We start from the raw sequence: 17310 nt of genomic DNA, 5'->3' as shown, positions 1-17310 counted from the left end.
AACAGCTTTTCTTTTTATGGCAAACACCTGTATTTAAAGAAGCTGCTTACCCAGTAAAGAGGCTGCTAACTCAATTGCTACATCTGCTGTTTTATTTTTATGATCTAAGATAGGATTTACTTCTACAAATTCTGCTGATGTTACGATTTCTGATTCTGCTAACATTTCCATTGCTAAGTGACTTTCGCGATAGGTAACCCCTCCAAGTACTGGAGTTCCTACCCCTGGTGCATATATCGGGTCAATGGCATCTAAATCAAAGCTTAGATGTACGCCATCTGTACGTTCAGACAAATAATGAATCGTATCTTCCATCACTGCTGTCATTCCTCTGCGATCAATTTCATGCATCGTAAACACTTTGATCCCTTTTTCTTTTATTAACTTACGCTCTCCATCATCAATTGATCTTGCACCAATAATTACAATATTCTCTGGTCTCACTTTAGGCGTATATCCACCAATTTGTGTTAATAATTTATGGCCAAAGCCTAAATTAATAGCAAGGGGCATGCCATGAATATTCCCGGATGGTGATGTTTCCGCCGTGTTTAAATCAGCATGAGCATCATACCAAATAACCCCTAGCCTTTTGTAATGCTTAGAAATTCCAGCAATGGAGCCTATACTGATACTATGGTCTCCACCTAACACTAATGGAAATCCTCCTTTATTTATCGCCTTGTCTAACTCTCTGCATAGTTCTTCACTAACTTTAATAACTTCCTGTAAGTTTCTTAATTTCTGTTCTTGGTTCGTTCCATTTGTCGACCTATGAATCGTTATATCCCCGTAATCTACTACTTCAAACCCTTGACTCTTTAGCTCCTCTAGTAAGCCAGCATATCTCATCGCACTTGGTCCCATATCGACACCACGGCGAACCTGCCCTAAATCCATAGGGACTCCAACTATTGATATTTTTTTCTGTTCACCCATAATACCCCCCCCTCTCAAAACATCGTAACATTTAAACTGCTACCTTCTCCTTGCCTCGATACAATGTACCCATTCGATGCTATCTTATAAAAAGGCTTTTTTCGCATACATTGTTGTTTTTGGGGGTACGTGTTCTCCTCATGTTCGTTCCATTGCGCTCCAGCCACTCGCTTTCCGCGGGGAGGTGCCGAGCCTCCTCGGCTGCGCCTGTGGGGTCTCGCCCCTACCTCTTCATCCCGCAGGAGTCGAGTGACTTCCTCTCCATTTCACTACGAGAAAAAATTTTCTTCACAGCATCAATCGTTCGAAAACAGCCTTTAAAAAAGCCTGCTAGAGGAGGGCACTGAAAAAGGTGATTTCCCCTTTTCAGTGCCCTCAAAACAATGGAAAAAGCCGTTGCAATAATTTAAAAAGCCTATTATGAGTGGGTTTCTTATAGCAGGCACGCTACTTGCGGCGCCCTTGCTACTTAATAAAGGCACAAAAAGGTTTGATTTTTTACCTTTTCAGTAGCTTCCTTTTGACAAAGCCTTTTCTATTAATCTATGCTCATTTCTTAGAAAAGAGGCCCTTTAATGCAAAAGAAACATTTTGAGGTCTTTCTGCTAATCTTCTCATAAAGTAGCCGTACCAATCATGACCAAAAGGCACATAAACACGCATCGTGTACCCTTCTTTAGCAATTTGTTCCTGCAGTTCGGTTCGGAATCCATACAGCATTTGAAATTCAAATTGTGACTTTGGAATATTCCATTTTTTACAGAAACGTTTTACTTTTTCAATAATTCTGTGGTCGTGAGTAGCAATAGCTGTGTAACTTCCTGTTAGCAAATGTTGTTTGATCATCTCTAGAAAATTCTCATCTATTTTCTCTTTATCTTGATAAGCTACTTTAGGTGACTCCTTATAAGCCCCCTTTACAAAACGTAACGGCACACCTCTCAAGCTTTCTAAATCTTTTTTACCACTATGCAAGTATGCTTGTAAAACTGTTCCTACATTGTCATATGTCTCACGTAGTTCTTCCAATATCTCTAATGTCTGATGATAATGTGAGTAATCCTCCATATCAATTCTGACAAAATTATTCGTTTTCTTAGCTACATCCAGAATAGCTTGCATATGATCAATACATAATTGTCGGTCTATATCAAGTCCGAGCTGGGTTAATTTTAAAGATAGATTACAATTGACACCTGTAACTGAAATGGCTTCTAGCGTTTCAATGCAAACTTTCATAGATTGATTAGCTTCATCTCTATTAAGGACAAATTCTCCAAGATGGTCGACGGTACAAACCAATCCTTTTTTGTTAAGAACTTTAACTACTTTAATTACACTATCAACCGTTACACCAGCTACTACTTGTGCTGCTCCTAATTTAAGTCCCCACCTTTTTGCACTTTTATTAAGGACTTTATTTTTTGAAAGATAGAGAAAGAAATTTTTTGAGAGCTTCTCAACCAATAAAGTAACCCCCTTTGCATTATAGACATAGATAAAGATGAAAACCGACCTTTTTTAAGTGTCTGAAATTTATAGAGTGTATTCACTAGTGATTTATTCGTCCTTTTTTAATAAAACTCCTAGTATCTTTTTTAAAGTTGCTCAGACATTAATTTAGCTTGGGTGAATAGGAGAAGATAATCAGGACCTCCTGCCTTAGAATCCGTCCCTGACATGTTAAAACCTCCAAAAGGATGGTAACCAACAATCGCCCCCGTACAACCACGATTAAAATATAAATTTCCAACATGGAAATCTTCTTTTGCTTTTTCAATGTGTGCTCGGTTATTCGAGATTACCGCCCCTGTTAATCCATAATCGGTGTTATTGGCAATTTCTAAGGCATGATCGAAATCTTTTGCCTTACAAAAAGCCACAACTGGACCAAAAATCTCCTCTTTCATTAAACGAGCATTTTCATTTAGCCCTGCAAAAATCGTCGGTTCAATGAAATAACCTTTTGTATTATCACCTTTTCCTCCTGCAACTAATGTTCCTTCTTCCTTCCCAATCTCAATGTACCTCATTACTTTATCAAAAGCTGCTTGATCATTAACAGGACCCATATATGTTCTTTCTGCCGGATCTCCTACTGTCAGTTTTTTTGTTAATGCAATTGTTTTTCTTAACACTTCATCATATACATCTTGATGTATAACTGCTCTTGAACAAGCAGAGCATTTTTGGCCGGAAAACCCAAATGCCGATTTCACAATTGCTTCAGCAGCTAAATCAAGATCTGCTTGATTATCAACGATAATTGTATCTTTTCCACCCATCTCAGCAACGACACGCTTAAGCCAAATCTGTCCCTCATGTACTTTAGCTGCTCGCTCATATATACGAACACCTACATCTCTAGAGCCAGTAAAACTAATAAACCTCGTTTTTGGATGATCTACTAAATAATCTCCTACTTCACTGCCACTTCCAGGAATATAGTTAACTACACCAGCAGGTAGACCGGCTTCTTCTAATACTTCAATAAATTTTGCTGCGACAACTGGTGTAGTACTGGCTGGCTTTAACAGAACTGTGTTTCCTGATACAAGAGCTGCTGAAGTCATCCCAGCCATGATCGCAAATGCAAAATTCCAAGGAGAAATAACGACTCCAACACCTAATGGAATATAGGCAAGTCGGTTGTTCTCAATCTTTCTACTTTCAATTGGATACCCTTTTGCAAGTTCAATCATTTGACGTCCATAATACTCTAAAAAGTCAATTGCTTCAGCCGTATCCGCATCTGCTTCATTCCATGGCTTTCCAGCTTCATAAACAAGGTATGCAGAGAATTCATGCTTGCGACGTCTTACGATTGCAGCTGCTTTAAATAAAATATCTGCACGGACTTCAGGGTCCCATTTTTTCCATGTTTGAAACGTTTTATTTGCCACTTGCATTGCCTTTTCTGCTATTTGTTTATTAGCCTTTGATACTGTACCAACAACTTCAGAAACATTAGATGGGTTTACTGATATAATTTTTTCCTCAGTTGAAACTTTCTCAGCACCTATCACTAAATCGTATTCTTTTCCAAGCTCTCTTTTCACTTTTTTTAATGCTATTTCAAATTGTTTAACATTATCTTCAATTGAAAAATCTGTAAATGGTTCATGTTTGTAAGGTACTGTCATAGACATCGACTCCTTTTTCTTTTAAATTATTCCTCACTTTTCTAAATTACGAGATATTGCATTATAAATATAAACCTCAGCGTTAGAGGATGGAAAAGCTTTTAAGAACGCGAAACAAATGTACTACAATAAGGACGGCCAAAAGATCACAACCGTCAATAATACGTTACCGATACAAACAATGGTGAAATGGTCGGGCTATTGAACCGGCTAGTGATATCACAAAGTATGAACGTTTGAAAGAAAATGTTTTGAATAGTGGAGTAACATGAGGTCCATTTGAAGCAATTACAAATAATCATTTGTTCTAAATTAATATAAAAGGAATTGAAGATGGAGTTCTACGAGCATTTTATCAATATAGTTGGCCTGGTAATGTAAGAGAATTGGAGCACATCATTGAGGGATCGATGAATGTAATCTCCGATGAGATTTCATCGATTAGTTTTTCGTCTCTGTCCCTTCACTTCATTAACAATCCCAATGTTCCTATTGAAGTTCCAGAGAATCAAACTAGTATTCATTATGGTGCTGTTGCTGAGTCAAATAAATAGTTAAAGGATTTGCTCGTTGAAGTTGAATCAACCTATATTCAGGACACCCTTTTAAGACATGAATATAATATCACAAAAACAGCATACTCTTTAGGTATTAGCAGGCAATGCTTACAATACCGTTTACGAAAATTCAATATTAATGCTACGAGATAAATAGCGTAATACCCCACTAAATGGTTAAGGGTACTGAAAAAGTTCTGTTTTACTTTTTCAATACCCTCTATTTGAAGTGGGGTATTACTATTTCTATGCACGGTTCAGCTAAACATTCATCCTACTTATCGGCTGGATAGATAACACCCATCTGCCTTCTTGCCTTTTCTAAAATGGATGCAGTAATGATTGAACTTACGTGGGAATTAACTGTCGATTCACCAGCATTATTTTGAATTAAGTAAATAAACTCCTTTGCTTCATAGTACATCGAATGTTGATTTTGTTTTACGGTAATGTCTTCCTCGGAATCATCTTTGTATTTTATAATAACCTTCTCCGGCGTATGAATTTTGTCAACAATGATACTCCCATGCTCTCCCTGAATTTCAGAAGGAATATAGGAATTAGTAATTTTAGAATAAGTAATAACCGCATCCATCTCGTCGTATTGTAGTAAAAGGCTTCCTTGCCCATCTACACCTGATTCGAGCATATAACATTGGCCATTAATTGAACTTGGTTCGCCAAATAAAACTACAAGAGGATAAACAGCATACACGCCAATATCCATAAGAGAACCGTTCGAAAAAACAGGATTGAAGGCATTTAATACTTCCCCTTGCTTATAACGATCATAGCGTGAGGAGTATTGACAATAACTAGCGACATACCTTCGAACTGTTCCAATTTTATGCAGATGTTCCTTGATAGTTAAAAAATTGGGCAGCAGTGTTGTTTTTAATGCTTCCATTAATACAACGTTGTGATCTTTTGCGCATTGTACCATCGCTTCTACTTCTGCAGTGTTAGAAGCAAGAGGTTTCTCGCATAGAACATGCTTTCCATTCTCCATCATGAGAATTGCCTGACTAGCATGAAATGAATTGGGGCTAGCTATATAGACCGCATCAAATTCATCACTACTAGCCATCTCTTGTAGATTTGTATAAATGTTTTCCACATTATACTTTCCAGCAAATTCTTTTGCACGATCTTCTGTCCTTGAATAGACGGCAGTCAAAGCAAAACCATCAATGTTCTTTGCAGCCTCTATAAAACTTTCTGTAATCCAATTTGTTCCTACCACGGCAAAACGAACCATAAAGATCCCTCCTATTTATTAACCTTCTGCAACTAGGTTTGACATAATTCTTTTTCAGACTTTATCGGAATGACAATCGTCATTGTTGTTCCGATATTTGGTTTACTGTTGATCAATAATTCTCCTTCGTGAGACTCAATGATTTTTTTACTTACCATTAAACCAAGTCCGGTTCCTTTTTCTTTTAACGAATAAAATGGTTCACCTAATTTTGGAATCAATTCGTCTGGTATTCCAACCCCTTCATCGGTTATAGCTATTGAAATATCATTCTTGTATATAGCTAATTCTGTTGTGATGACCCCACCACTTGGCATAGCTTCCATAGCATTTTTATAAATGTTAATCAGCACTTGTCTTAGTTGATGTTTATCACAATAAACTTCAGCTAACGGTTCATGTATAACCGTTTTCATTTCGATGTTATTTAAAAGTGCTTGTGGCTGTAGAAACTTGATAACACTTTCCGTCATTATCTGTAAATCTTCCATTTCGAATTTAGTGACTTGAGGCTTAGCAACAACCATAAATTCGTTCGTAATCATCTCGAGTCGGTCTATTTCATTGAGCATGATTGTAATGTATTCTTGATTCTTTTCCTTAGCTTCTAGGCCAATTAATTGTAGAAAACCTTTTACTGTTGTCAGTGGATTGCGAATTTCATGTGCAAAGCCCGCTGCAAGTTCTCCTACAACAGAAAGCTTTTCTGTTCTTCGCAGTAATTCCTCAGTCTTTATTAATTTTGTAATATCTACAACTGTACCAAGCACTTCTATAACTTTTCCATTAGCGTGAATTGGCTTTAATGAAGCAAGAAAAATAGAACCTTTTGAATCTTCAAATTGGAATTCAACTTCTTCTCCTTGCCAGGCCCGCTCATTATTTACATCTGAAAGACCTCCATCGTTCCCTTTATACGTTTCCTTGACAGGTTTCCCAATAACATTTTCTGGTGACATCCCTTCTTCGTAAAGAAGCTTTCCATCCATTAAAGTATAAACAAAGGTGTCCTGAACTTTTTTGAATTTGAAGATTAACCCTTGATATTGCTCTATGATTTCTTGCAATTCTTTTTTTGTTTGTCTAAGTTCCTCTTCTGCTTTAGTTTGTTCAGAAATATCACGAAAAATAGCAGCACATATAACAATCTCATCCTTACTAATCATAGGGGACACGGTCATACTAACATCTATTATGCTTTTATCTTGACGTTGACGAACAGTTTTAAAATTAACGATTGAATGTCCCTGCTCTAATTGACGAACTATTTGAGAAAATTCTTCGCGGCGATCAAAAGGAATCAGACAATTAGCAGATAAAGGCTTAGTACCATCATATCCAAACATCTTTGTGAATGCCGCGTTCCTACGTAGAATACTTTTGTCTCTCAAATTATAAATAAAAATTGCATCTTCAGTATTCTTAAAAAGAAGCTCAAGCTCACTTTCTATATCTACTAATTTATCCTCTGCTTGTTTTTTATTTAGAAGAGGGACCTGAATCGTAAAGTAATAGAAAGCTTTCATAATAAAAAAGAAGCCCGTCACCTTGAATAAATGCCCTACAACAAACGTTAAATCATGAACCGTTTCAGAAATGGTAACGGTTAACCCACTAAGAATGAGAAAATAACTAGCTGTTATTAAGTTTAAATAAAATGGATCTCTGCTTCCATTATACTTTTTCCACATAATAACAATAGCCACCAAATGTAAAAAAGCAATAAAGTACTCTAGACCCGTTTTTAATACAGTCGGTCCAGTCTCAAGGAGTAACAATGGGAAGGCAGCAATATTAGCAATAATAAAAAACGACAAAAGAACCACATATGCACCAAAAACAACTAACCAACTATTTCTTTCATACTTAGTAGTGATTTTAGATTCTAAACTTAACAAAAAAACAACTAGTACTAGGACGAGAGCTCCTGTCAATCGAGCAATGATCCAAAACCAAACTGTTGTTTGATTATTAGCAGCAACAGAAAATGGCATACCGGTATATGAAAGTGTATGTAAGATATCAAATATTCCAACTGTAAGAAAAGTAAGAGAAACGACTATTAAAAACCTTGACTTAACCAAAGGGAATGTTAACCAACCATAAATAAATATAGATAATGATATTACAATACTAGATAGTTCAAGAAGTGTATGAACTAGCAAATGGTCGGTAAGGTAATACTCATTCATTTGAATAGTCTGAAAGAAAACTATAAAAAACAATAACAGTCCAGCTACACCTAAAGCTATAGTTTTTTTTTCTTCTATGTTTATTTGCATATATTCACCTCCATAACAAATAACCTCATTTCGCTATTATAGCATTATTTACCACTTTTTTTTATTAACTCCTAATTTAATAGAGATGTTAAAATTTTAAAAAACACGACCAACCTAGCTGATCGTGTAAAAATAGCTATTATTTTGCTGAGGCTGCAGTAATCACCTAACTGAGATTTAGGCTACCAACGTTATAAGCTAGTTCAGCAAAACGTTCCCCCAATATCTCCAGTTAAAGTCATAAGCAAGCCTAAAACAACACATCCAGTTTCGGTAGCTAGTACGGCATAACCTAATGATAATTCTACACACATAGAATTTGTTGCTTATAACCCTTATTCGCAACAAAGAGGCTGTCACAAAAGTCCGTTCTTTGACTATTGTGACAGCCTCGGCTTTAGGTTATACACTTACGCCATTGCTTCTTCTTCCTCTTTCTTAAAAAATGTCTTCATCGCGTGATAGACATCTCCTTTTTCCTTAAGGATATAGTGACGGAAGCGAATGTCGTCGATGTTTTTGTATGCACTCATGAGTGTTGAGTGACGGCTATATTGATTTACTTCTCCGTATCCAAACATACTAGAGACATCCATTAATTTCTCAACAAGCTTCAAGCAGCGTGCGTTGTCAGAAGTAAGGTTGTCACCATCAGAGAAATGGAACGGATAAATATTGTAACGTTTTGGATCATATTTACTATCGATCACTTCTAAAGCTTTGCGATAGGCTGAAGAACAAATCGTTCCACCACTCTCACCTTTTGAAAAGAAGTCTTCTTCAGAAACAATTTTCGCTTCTGTATGGTGTGCGATAAATTCAATATCGACCGTTTCATATTTGGTTCTTAAGAAACGAGTCATCCAAAAGAAAAAGCTTCTTGCCATATACTTCTCCCAACGTCCCATTGAACCACTCGTGTCCATCATCGCAATGACAACTGCTTTCGACTCTGGTTTTGTCACTTCATTCCATGTTTTAAAACGAAGATCTTCATTATAAATTGGGTTCAAACCTGGTCTGCCTTCAAGAGCATTTCTTTTGATAGCCGAAAGAATCGTACGGCGCTTATCAATATTCCCCATTAATCCTTTTTTGCGAATATCATTGAAATCAATGTCTTCAATTAGAATCTCATCTTCCTCTTTCTTCTGTAGGTTAGGTAGTTCTAATTCTGAAAAAAGCATTTCCTGTAATTCCATAATCGAAACTTCTGCCTCAGAGTAATCTTCACCAGCTTGATCACCAGGTCCTCTTCCTTTTCCTGGCCCTTGTTGTTTTTGGGCATTTGGATCTCTCGCTACCACATCGCCTACTTTACTATCTCCTTCTCCCTGGCCAACATGTTTATTTTTATCATAGTTATAACGAATTTTGTATTCATCGAGAGAACGGATCGGAATACGAATCACATCTCGACCATTAGACATGACAATATTTTCTTCACTTACAAGATCAGGTAAGTTCTTCTTGATCGCTTCTTGTACTTTTTCCTGGTGGCGTCTTTGGTCTTGATAGCCTTTTCGATGAAGAGACCAGTTTTCTTGTGACACGACAAATTGACGTTGATTGTTTTTCGTCATGTGATTCCCCTCCCTTTTTATTCTTATAACTTCATTCCTGTTTCACAAAAACGAATTTTTGTTTTCACACTTTCCTATGCCTTTGCATACTATGGTCTCGAGTCGCATTAGATAACAAAGCCTTTAATAAAATGGCTTACTTTATCCTATGCAGACAGGGGAGAGAGTTGCTAATAAATTCTGACAAATCTTCTAATTTCGAAATTGGACAAGCAAAAAATAGGTACATAACTACCGCTAACAAGCGGAGTGAGTAGTCTTAAATGTTCACTGATTTATGACTTCATCTTCTAAGGTTTCCTATCAAGATTTGTTTAATAATTTAACAACCTCCGAGTAAATGATTAAACTAAAGCAACCTTTTTACTAACACGAGTGAATGTTATCCATATTTTGGATAACAAAGGACTGAAGCATATAATTCCATATATAAAAAATCCTTCATTGCACTGATGAAAGACCAAATGAGTTTCATTCAATTACAAACAGATCTTCATCAAGCTCATGATTGACGAAATGAGTTCAGATACTATACAAAATGGCCTTCACGACTAAAAAATAATCTGCGGTCCATAAGCCCTGCATAGTTAGTTCAATTTTTTGCGAAGAATATGGAATTCTCCTCTTTTATTGAAAAGCTCCTTTCGTAAAAATTGTTGCAGAAACGTTTTTTCTCGTAGTGAAATGGAGCGTCCTGCGGGATGAAGAGGGAGGGTCGAGCTCCCACAGGCGCAGCCGAGGAGGCTTGACACGTACCCCATAAAAACCACAAAGTATGCGAAAACAGCCTGAAAAAAACTTGAACTTCCTTGTATATCGACATATAAAAGGAGCCCAACTCACATTTGAATTGAACTCCTTTTTTATTTCATAGATTTAAATTCAATCGCTTAAAATCAAGAGGTCTGGTTCCTTTTTGATACTGTATTTTATCTCATTAACCCAAATTCTTTAATAGGCCAAAAACGCCAATCCACTTTTCCAACAATTTGTTCTGTTGCAATAAACCCTAGTCGACGACTATCCAAACTATTTGGCCGATTATCTCCTAGAACAAAGACATGACCTTCTGGGACTACTTCAGAAACAGCAAAATCATTTGTATATGAACCCCATTTGTTTTCTGCCACTCTTTGCTTTAAAAACGGCTCATCAATAGGTTCAGCATTAATATAGAGCACATCGTCTTGATAAGAAATGATATCTCCTGGTAGGCCAATTACTCGTTTTATATAATCTTCATTTTCATTTGCGTGAAATACGATGAGGTCAAAACGATCAGGCTCTGTAAATCCATATCCAATTTTGTTAACGATAAACCTCTCACCATCAAAGACACTTGGAGACATCGACTCTCCTTGTACTTCATAGCTTGTAAAGACAAATGTTCGGATTAAAATTGCAAAAACAATTGCTATGAAAAATGCTTTTCCCCATTCCAGCCACTCATTAGTTCTAGTTTCCACATTATTTCCTCCGCCCAGCTCTTTTCTTCAATTTACCAAAGATTTGCCACCGCTACAAGTTAAAGTGTGCATCAAATTTATTAGAAAAGAAGCTTGCAAATATGGATAGTTCTGAAAAAATATTGCTTTACCTTCTAGTTATTTTCTTGCAATGTACAAAGCCGTTGCATCCTTAAAAAGGGGGTGTCTCAAAAGGTCTGTTTTTTGACCTTTGAGACACCCCCTGTCATATGTGGAGCCAGTACTATAAGTAGAAACACTGAAAAAGGTCAAATAACCTCTTTCAGTGTCATCAAATCTTTATTACCTATTTAGCAAACTTCCTACATAGCGAAGGAGTTCATTCGCTGATACAGAGTTATACCCATGCTCATCAATTAATCTAGCAATCACTTCATTGACTTTCTTTAACTGAGATTCATCTGGAGTCTTTGTGGAAGTCGTGATCTTCACAATATCTTTTAAATCGGCGAACAATTTCTTTTGAATAGCTTCTCGTAAGCGCTCATGGGAATTGTAATCAAATTTCTTTCCTTTGCGAGCATAAGCAGATATCCGTATTAAGATTTCTTCTCTAAATGCTTTCTTAGCATTTTCTGAAATTCCAATTTGTTCTTCAATTGAACGCATTAACTTTTCATCTGGCGTCATTTCTTCACCAGTAAGAGGGTCGCGAAGTTTATTTTTATTACAATAAGCTTCAACATTATCCAGATAGTTATCCATTAACGTCTTAGCGGACTCATCATAAGAATAAACAAAAGCCTTTTGTACTTCTTTCTTCGCTATTGCATCATATTCTTTTCGAGCTATCGCAATAAAGTCCATGTAACGCTCGCGGTCTTCTTTTGAAATGGAGGCGTGCTCGCTCAACCCTTCTTTTATTGAGCGTAATACATCTAATGCATTAATAGACGTTAATTGCTTACGAATGATCGCAGAAGAGATACGATTAATGACATAACGCGGATCGATTCCACTCATACCTTCATCTGGATCTTCCTGCTTTAATTCTTCTAGATCTTGAGAGTTAAATCCTTCAACGCTTTCTCCATCATATAGACGCATTTTCTTCAGTAAATCAACGCCTTGCTTTGATGGCTCCTTCAATCTTGTTAAGATTGTGAAAATGGCAGCTACTTTTAAAGCGTGAGGTGCTATATGAACATGAGAGAGATCACTATCTAGAATCATTTTCTTATAGATTCTCTCTTCTTCACTTACTTTTAAGTTATATGGGACTTTCATGACAATGATCCGAGAGTGCAGGGCTTCGTTCTTTTTGTTTGAAATAAACGATTTGTACTCAGATTCATTTGTATGAGCAACAATCAGTTCATCAGCACTAATTAATGCAAAGCGACCAGCTTTAAAGTTTCCTTCCTGTGTTAAAGAAAGTAAGTGCCATAGGAATTTCTCATCACACTTTAACATCTCCTGAAACTCCATCATTCCTCGATTCGCTTTATTTAATTCTCCATCAAAACGATAAGCTCTTGGATCTGACTCAGAACCATACTCTGCAATTGTTGAGAAGTCAATACTACCTGTTAAGTCAGCGATATCTTGGGATTTTGGATCAGACGGACTAAATGTACCAATACCTGTACGTTTATCTTCAGAAAAGAAAATACGCTCAACTAAAACATCCTCAATACGACCACCATATTCTTCTTCCACACGCATCATATTTAACGGTGATAAATTACCTTCAATTTTAATTCCATATTCCTCTTGAAAATCCTTACGTAAATGAGTTGGAATTAAATGTAGTGGATCTTCATGCATTGGACAACCTTTTATTGCAAATACCGCGCCCTTGTCAGTCTTAGAATATTGCTCTAATCCACGCTTCAACATTGTAACGAGTGTTGATTTCCCTCCACTAACAGGACCCATTAAAAGAAGGATTCTTTTCCTAACATCAAGTCTTTTAGCAGCAGAGTGAAAATATTCTTCAACAAGCTTCTCAAGGGATTCTTCTACGCCATAAAGTTGATCCTTAAAAAAGGAATACTCCTTTTTCCCGTTCACTTCTTCCACACCAGCATCTTTAATCATATTATAAACACGGGAGTGAGCGGTTTGTGCAATCCACGGTTTTTCCTTTAGTAACTCCAAATAATCAGCAAATGTTCCTTCCCATCTTAAACGTTCTTCTTCTTCTCTGAACTGTTCTACTTTTTTTAATATACTCATGTATCGTACCTCCATCCTCGTGTTCAAGAGCGCGATTAATAAACCATATGCAAAAACAAAAGTGAACATGCATTAGAATTTAAGATCTTCTTCAAAAAGGGGCTTTTCCTTTTTGAAGAAGATCTTAACGATGCGCGGAGCCGCCGTTTTCTTTTAAGCCTTTTGAGCGGGTTTCTCAAAAGGCGCACGGCGCGCGGAGCCTTCGCAAACTTGTTCGCACTGTTTTGGCTTAACAAGCGGGGTTCCTTTTTAAAGAAGATCTTGAACTTCCCTACTGTTTCCATCACCATAAAATGATAATTGATGGTACAATAAGGATCGAATACATTGAAATGAGTGTGTGTGAACCTATGTTAAAATCCATTACTGGCTGGACATTATCGAGCATAATATTTATTGCTTTTATTTTTTTAATGATTGAAGTATCAGCAGAAGTTAAAGAAGTAAAATCATTATCAGATGTTATCAATGAACAAGTAAATTTAGAAGAAATTGTCCTCTCAAATAATAGTTTAATTTACGATCGTAACGGGGATGTCATTAGCGAGGTTTTCCAAGGTGAGAATCGGGTATATTTACCTTATGAGGAGATTCCATCGGTGGTCATAGATGCTTTTATTGCTACAGAAGATCAACGTTTTTTTGAGCATAAAGGTTATGATGCTATTGGAATTGCAAGAGCCATCCTAGCAAATGTTAGGCACGATAGCATAGAAGAAGGTGGCAGCACGGTGACTCAACAACTCGTTAGAAACCTTTTTCTTACCCATGACCAAACGTATAACAGAAAAATGAGTGAGATCCTTTATGCTCATGAGCTCGAAAAAAACTATACGAAAGAAGAAATTATTGAACTATATATTAATACAATTTATTTCAGCAATGGTATATATGGAATAGAAGCTGCAAGTAGGTTTTACTTTAATAAACCAAGTGAAAGGCTAACTGTAGCTGAAGCTGCTTTTTTAAGTGCTATTCCGAATAATCCTAGTCATTACGATCCATTAAGAAATAGTGAACAAACAAAGCTAAGACAGCAATGGATTTTACAGAAAATGCTGGAAGCGTCCTATGTAACATCAGAACAATATGAAGAGGCACTTGATGAGTCGATTGTCTTGAACGTTAGTCCTAAAACCGATTTACACCCTGATTACGTCACTTACGTTCATTCGGAATTTACTGAACTAATTGCAGACAGCGAAGGGTTTAATCAAAAGCTTTCGCAAGCATCTACTGAAGAGGCAAGACAAGACATTCAACGCTCTCTTGATGAACGAGTTCAACAATTATTAAAAGAAGGGATTCATATTGAAACAGCCTTAGATCCTTTCTTACAAAATCTGGCTATTAAATCCATTCATAGACAAGTACCAAATTCAGATGTACAAGCATCAGCTGTTGTTTTAGACCATCACAGCAATGAAATTGTTGCAATTACGGGCGGAAAAGAGTATCGTAAATTCGATTTTCATAGAGGATATCAAAACCCTAGACAGCCCGGTTCTGCAATTAAACCGTTACTCGTGTATGCTCCCTATTTAGAGGAGTTTGATGTTCCTATTCAAAGTACGATCAATGCCGATAATGTGTGTTATAAAGCTAGTGGAGAAGATTATTGCCCTAAAAACTATGGTGGTACCCAATACGGGATGGTCCCTTTAACAACAGCACTGAAACACTCTTATAACACCCCTGCTGTTCGAATTTTGGATAGAGTTGGTATTGAAAAGGCATTTGGGTATCTCGCTCCGTTTTCATTTTCACATGTAGGTGAAAATGATTATAATCTCTCTTCTGCTTTAGGGGGCTTTTCGCACGGAATGACTCCACTTGAGTTAACGAGCGCTTATACAACTTTTGCAAATGGAGGCAACTTTCAGCCTTCTTATGCCATTCGAAGCGTAGCAGATAAAGATGGGAATGTCCTTTATACTTGGGAAAAAGAAGAGAGCCGCGTGTGGAGTCAAGCTACAAACGATAAGATGCGTAAGCTGCTATCAGAAGTAATGGAAAGTGGAACAGCTAGAAGAGCTCAGGTTTCAGCATCATACTCTGGAGGAAAAACAGGCACCACAAACAATTACTATGACTTATGGTTCGTAGGTTTAACAGACCAATATACGACTGGAGTATGGGTTGGAAAAGACAAGCGATCAAGCATAGCTCACTTAAATAACCAATCACCACATTTACAAATTTGGCATGAATTAATGAGATAAACCAAAAAGGGACTTGCCTCTTATAGAGAACAAGTCCTTTTCGTTTATATAGGTAAACTCGCCATAAAACTATTGTATAGCCTAAGTAGTGCAAAGACGACAGCTAATACAAATACGCTCCAGAAGATCACTTGAAAAAAGATAAATCCGATAAGCCCCGATAAACTCAATGTATTACTAATTTTATATACTAGAAAAACAAAGTAACTTATGCTGGCTAAAAGAAATAAGATAACGACCATGAAAATAAATTGTGCAAGAAGGACCGCAATTACACTTGCAGCTAAGTAAATCCATGAACCTGCTCTTACTTTATTTAACTCATTTCCTTCTTCATCCTTGGAAAAGAACAACATAGAAAGTTCTATCGTTGTATCCGCAATTAATTTTAAAGCAGAGAACACCATAAAGAAAAACAATAATAGCAAAAACATTAACGTCAACTTTATACCACTTTCGGAAATGAATTCTAACATTCCGCTGTAAATACCTAAATTCGCTAGTTCACCAAGAATAAATCCTTGAACATAAATAGCGAACGCAAGACTAAATAATAAAATAGAGATTAGTGGGAAGTGACTAGTGATGTAACGATTTGACAAGTCAGACGTCTCCTTCTTTTCTATAATTAGGTTTAAAATTAAAAATAAGGATGACAACTTCATAAGCTTAAAGCTTTCGATTTTTAGAGTTAAAGAAACTGTCAACCTTTTTTAAGTAAACTCTTCGCCGCTTTCACGTAACTTTCATTTCTTTCTTACTGAAATTGTTTTATAATGGACATATGCTTTGTGACAAGGAGGAATAAATATGGGTACATTGCTCATCCTTGGTGTTAGTATTGTTTTCTTCGTTGCTATATTTACAGCAGGATATGAAGACAATCCACACAAAAATTAATACTTACTTATGAAATCGACCAATCTCTTCGGAGACTGGTCGATTTTTCACTCCACCATTTTCACTTTAAATTTTGAAACCCTTGCTGACGAATTGCTTCATATATCACAATTGCAGCTGTGTTAGATAAATTTAGCGATCGGATTTTATCCGTTTGGGGTATCCTAAAGCATCGATCTACATTCTTCTCAATGATACTTTGTGGCAACCCAGTAGTTTCACGACCAAACACAAAAAAATGATCTGTCTCTTCATTAGAATAATCAAATTCACTATAATTTTTTTTACCTACTGTTTCAATAAAATAAAAAGCTCCCTCTGGATAGGTTTCAAATAGCTCGTCCATCGAATCATAATAATTGATAGAAACACTCGGCCAGTAATCACAACCAGCACGCTTCAGCATTTTGTCATCCGTTGAAAAACCAAGAGGACGAATCAAGTGCAACGTAGTATTGGTTCCAGCGCATGTTCTCGCTATGTTACCTGTATTGGCTGGGATCTCTGGTTGATAAAGCACGATATGTAATCCCACGTGCATACACCTCTATTTCCTTTAATTAAATAAATAAGCTAGCTGTTTCGACAAAATCCATTATACCACCTACGTATGAAAGAAGAAACGCTGAAAGAGAATGACTTATGAAAGTCACCCTCCCCTAGGTAGAATATGAATGAGATAAAACCAAAAGGGAAGACCGCCCTTTTTATCCTTACTTGTGCGAACATTATTGCGATGGCTTCTCTCGCCGTGCGCCTTT

13 protein-coding genes are annotated in these 17310 nt (G+C 36.7%); 3 read left to right on the top strand and 10 right to left on the bottom strand.

Going from position 1 to position 17310, the window contains the following annotated elements:
• Positions 1-33: 33 nt before the first annotated feature.
• The 3 genes from rocF to pruA form a co-directional block, all read right to left on the bottom strand.
• Positions 34-939, bottom strand: coding sequence for an arginase (rocF, locus tag SAY88_RS08675; protein ID WP_332631029.1), 906 nt, complete (start codon positions 937-939; stop codon positions 34-36).
• 549 nt (positions 940-1488) lie between these two features.
• Positions 1489-2406, bottom strand: a complete 918-nt coding sequence (locus tag SAY88_RS08670; RefSeq protein ID WP_332631027.1) for a proline dehydrogenase — start codon at positions 2404-2406, stop codon at positions 1489-1491.
• Positions 2407-2537: 131 nt separating this feature from the next.
• Positions 2538-4082 carry an L-glutamate gamma-semialdehyde dehydrogenase gene (pruA, locus tag SAY88_RS08665; RefSeq protein ID WP_332631025.1) on the bottom strand — a complete coding sequence of 515 codons (1545 nt, stop codon included), beginning with the start codon at positions 4080-4082 and terminating at the stop codon, positions 2538-2540.
• A gap of 311 nt (positions 4083-4393) precedes the next feature.
• Here pruA and SAY88_RS26275 point away from each other — a divergent pair, with 311 nt between their 5' ends.
• Both SAY88_RS26275 and SAY88_RS25950 read left to right on the top strand, forming a co-directional pair.
• Positions 4394-4636 carry an AAA-type ATPase lid domain-containing protein gene (locus tag SAY88_RS26275; RefSeq protein ID WP_488803295.1) on the top strand — a complete coding sequence of 81 codons (243 nt, stop codon included), beginning with the start codon at positions 4394-4396 and terminating at the stop codon, positions 4634-4636.
• A gap of 9 nt (positions 4637-4645) precedes the next feature.
• Positions 4646-4792: a helix-turn-helix domain-containing protein gene (locus SAY88_RS25950; RefSeq protein ID WP_431308851.1), complete on the top strand. Its 147-nt coding sequence runs from the start codon at positions 4646-4648 to the stop codon at positions 4790-4792.
• A 121-nt stretch (positions 4793-4913) separates the two neighbouring features.
• Here the strand turns inward: SAY88_RS25950 and SAY88_RS08655 are convergent, their stop codons facing one another.
• The 5 genes from SAY88_RS08655 to SAY88_RS08635 all read right to left on the bottom strand — a co-directional run bounded on the left by SAY88_RS08655 (position 4914) and on the right by SAY88_RS08635 (position 13427).
• Positions 4914-5897, bottom strand: coding sequence for a Gfo/Idh/MocA family protein (locus SAY88_RS08655; protein ID WP_332631021.1), 984 nt, complete (start codon positions 5895-5897; stop codon positions 4914-4916).
• Between the two features lie 32 nt (positions 5898-5929).
• A complete protein-coding gene (locus tag SAY88_RS08650) occupies positions 5930-8179 on the bottom strand; it encodes an MASE3 domain-containing protein (RefSeq protein ID WP_332631019.1) in 2250 nt (749 codons plus the stop codon).
• Positions 8180-8589: 410 nt separating this feature from the next.
• Positions 8590-9762 carry a sporulation protein YhbH gene (gene yhbH / locus SAY88_RS08645; RefSeq protein WP_332631018.1) on the bottom strand — a complete coding sequence of 391 codons (1173 nt, stop codon included), beginning with the start codon at positions 9760-9762 and terminating at the stop codon, positions 8590-8592.
• Positions 9763-10691: 929 nt separating this feature from the next.
• Positions 10692-11228 (bottom strand): signal peptidase I, encoded by a 537-nt coding sequence (gene lepB / locus SAY88_RS08640; RefSeq protein WP_332631016.1) that lies wholly within the window; start codon positions 11226-11228, stop codon positions 10692-10694.
• A gap of 303 nt (positions 11229-11531) precedes the next feature.
• Positions 11532-13427 (bottom strand): PrkA family serine protein kinase, encoded by a 1896-nt coding sequence (locus tag SAY88_RS08635; RefSeq protein ID WP_332631014.1) that lies wholly within the window; start codon positions 13425-13427, stop codon positions 11532-11534.
• A 350-nt stretch (positions 13428-13777) separates the two neighbouring features.
• Here SAY88_RS08635 and SAY88_RS08630 point away from each other — a divergent pair, with 350 nt between their 5' ends.
• Positions 13778-15649: a transglycosylase domain-containing protein gene (locus SAY88_RS08630; RefSeq protein WP_332631012.1), complete on the top strand. Its 1872-nt coding sequence runs from the start codon at positions 13778-13780 to the stop codon at positions 15647-15649.
• A gap of 44 nt (positions 15650-15693) precedes the next feature.
• On the opposite strand, the gene SAY88_RS08625 is transcribed toward SAY88_RS08630, so the two are convergent.
• Together SAY88_RS08625 and trmL are read right to left on the bottom strand one after the other, a co-directional pair.
• Positions 15694-16251, bottom strand: a complete 558-nt coding sequence (locus SAY88_RS08625) for a DUF5366 family protein (RefSeq protein WP_332631009.1) — start codon at positions 16249-16251, stop codon at positions 15694-15696.
• Positions 16252-16610: 359 nt separating this feature from the next.
• A complete protein-coding gene (gene trmL, locus SAY88_RS08620) occupies positions 16611-17084 on the bottom strand; it encodes a tRNA (uridine(34)/cytosine(34)/5-carboxymethylaminomethyluridine(34)-2'-O)-methyltransferase TrmL (protein ID WP_332631007.1) in 474 nt (157 codons plus the stop codon).
• Between the last annotated feature and the right edge of the window lie 226 nt (positions 17085-17310).

Source organism: Halalkalibacter flavus, from assembly GCF_036663575.1.
Classification (GTDB): domain Bacteria; phylum Bacillota; class Bacilli; order Bacillales; family Bacillaceae_D; genus Halalkalibacter; species Halalkalibacter flavus.
This window is presented reverse-complemented; position numbering and strand designations above follow the sequence as displayed.

Excerpts from the sequence above, each read along its gene's own strand:
- SAY88_RS08655 (WP_332631021.1), bottom strand. The coding sequence starts at position 5,897 with ATGGTTCGTTTTGCCGTGGTAGGAACAAATTGGATTACAGAAAGTTTT.
- rocF (WP_332631029.1), bottom strand. The coding sequence starts at position 939 with ATGGGTGAACAGAAAAAAATATCAATAGTTGGAGTCCCTATGGATTTA.
- SAY88_RS08630 (WP_332631012.1), top strand. The coding sequence starts at position 13,778 with ATGTTAAAATCCATTACTGGCTGGACATTATCGAGCATAATATTTATT.
- SAY88_RS08635 (WP_332631014.1), bottom strand. The coding sequence starts at position 13,427 with ATGAGTATATTAAAAAAAGTAGAACAGTTCAGAGAAGAAGAAGAACGT.
- pruA (WP_332631025.1), bottom strand. The coding sequence starts at position 4,082 with ATGACAGTACCTTACAAACATGAACCATTTACAGATTTTTCAATTGAA.
- yhbH (WP_332631018.1), bottom strand. The coding sequence starts at position 9,762 with ATGACGAAAAACAATCAACGTCAATTTGTCGTGTCACAAGAAAACTGG.
- SAY88_RS08650 (WP_332631019.1), bottom strand. The coding sequence starts at position 8,179 with ATGCAAATAAACATAGAAGAAAAAAAAACTATAGCTTTAGGTGTAGCT.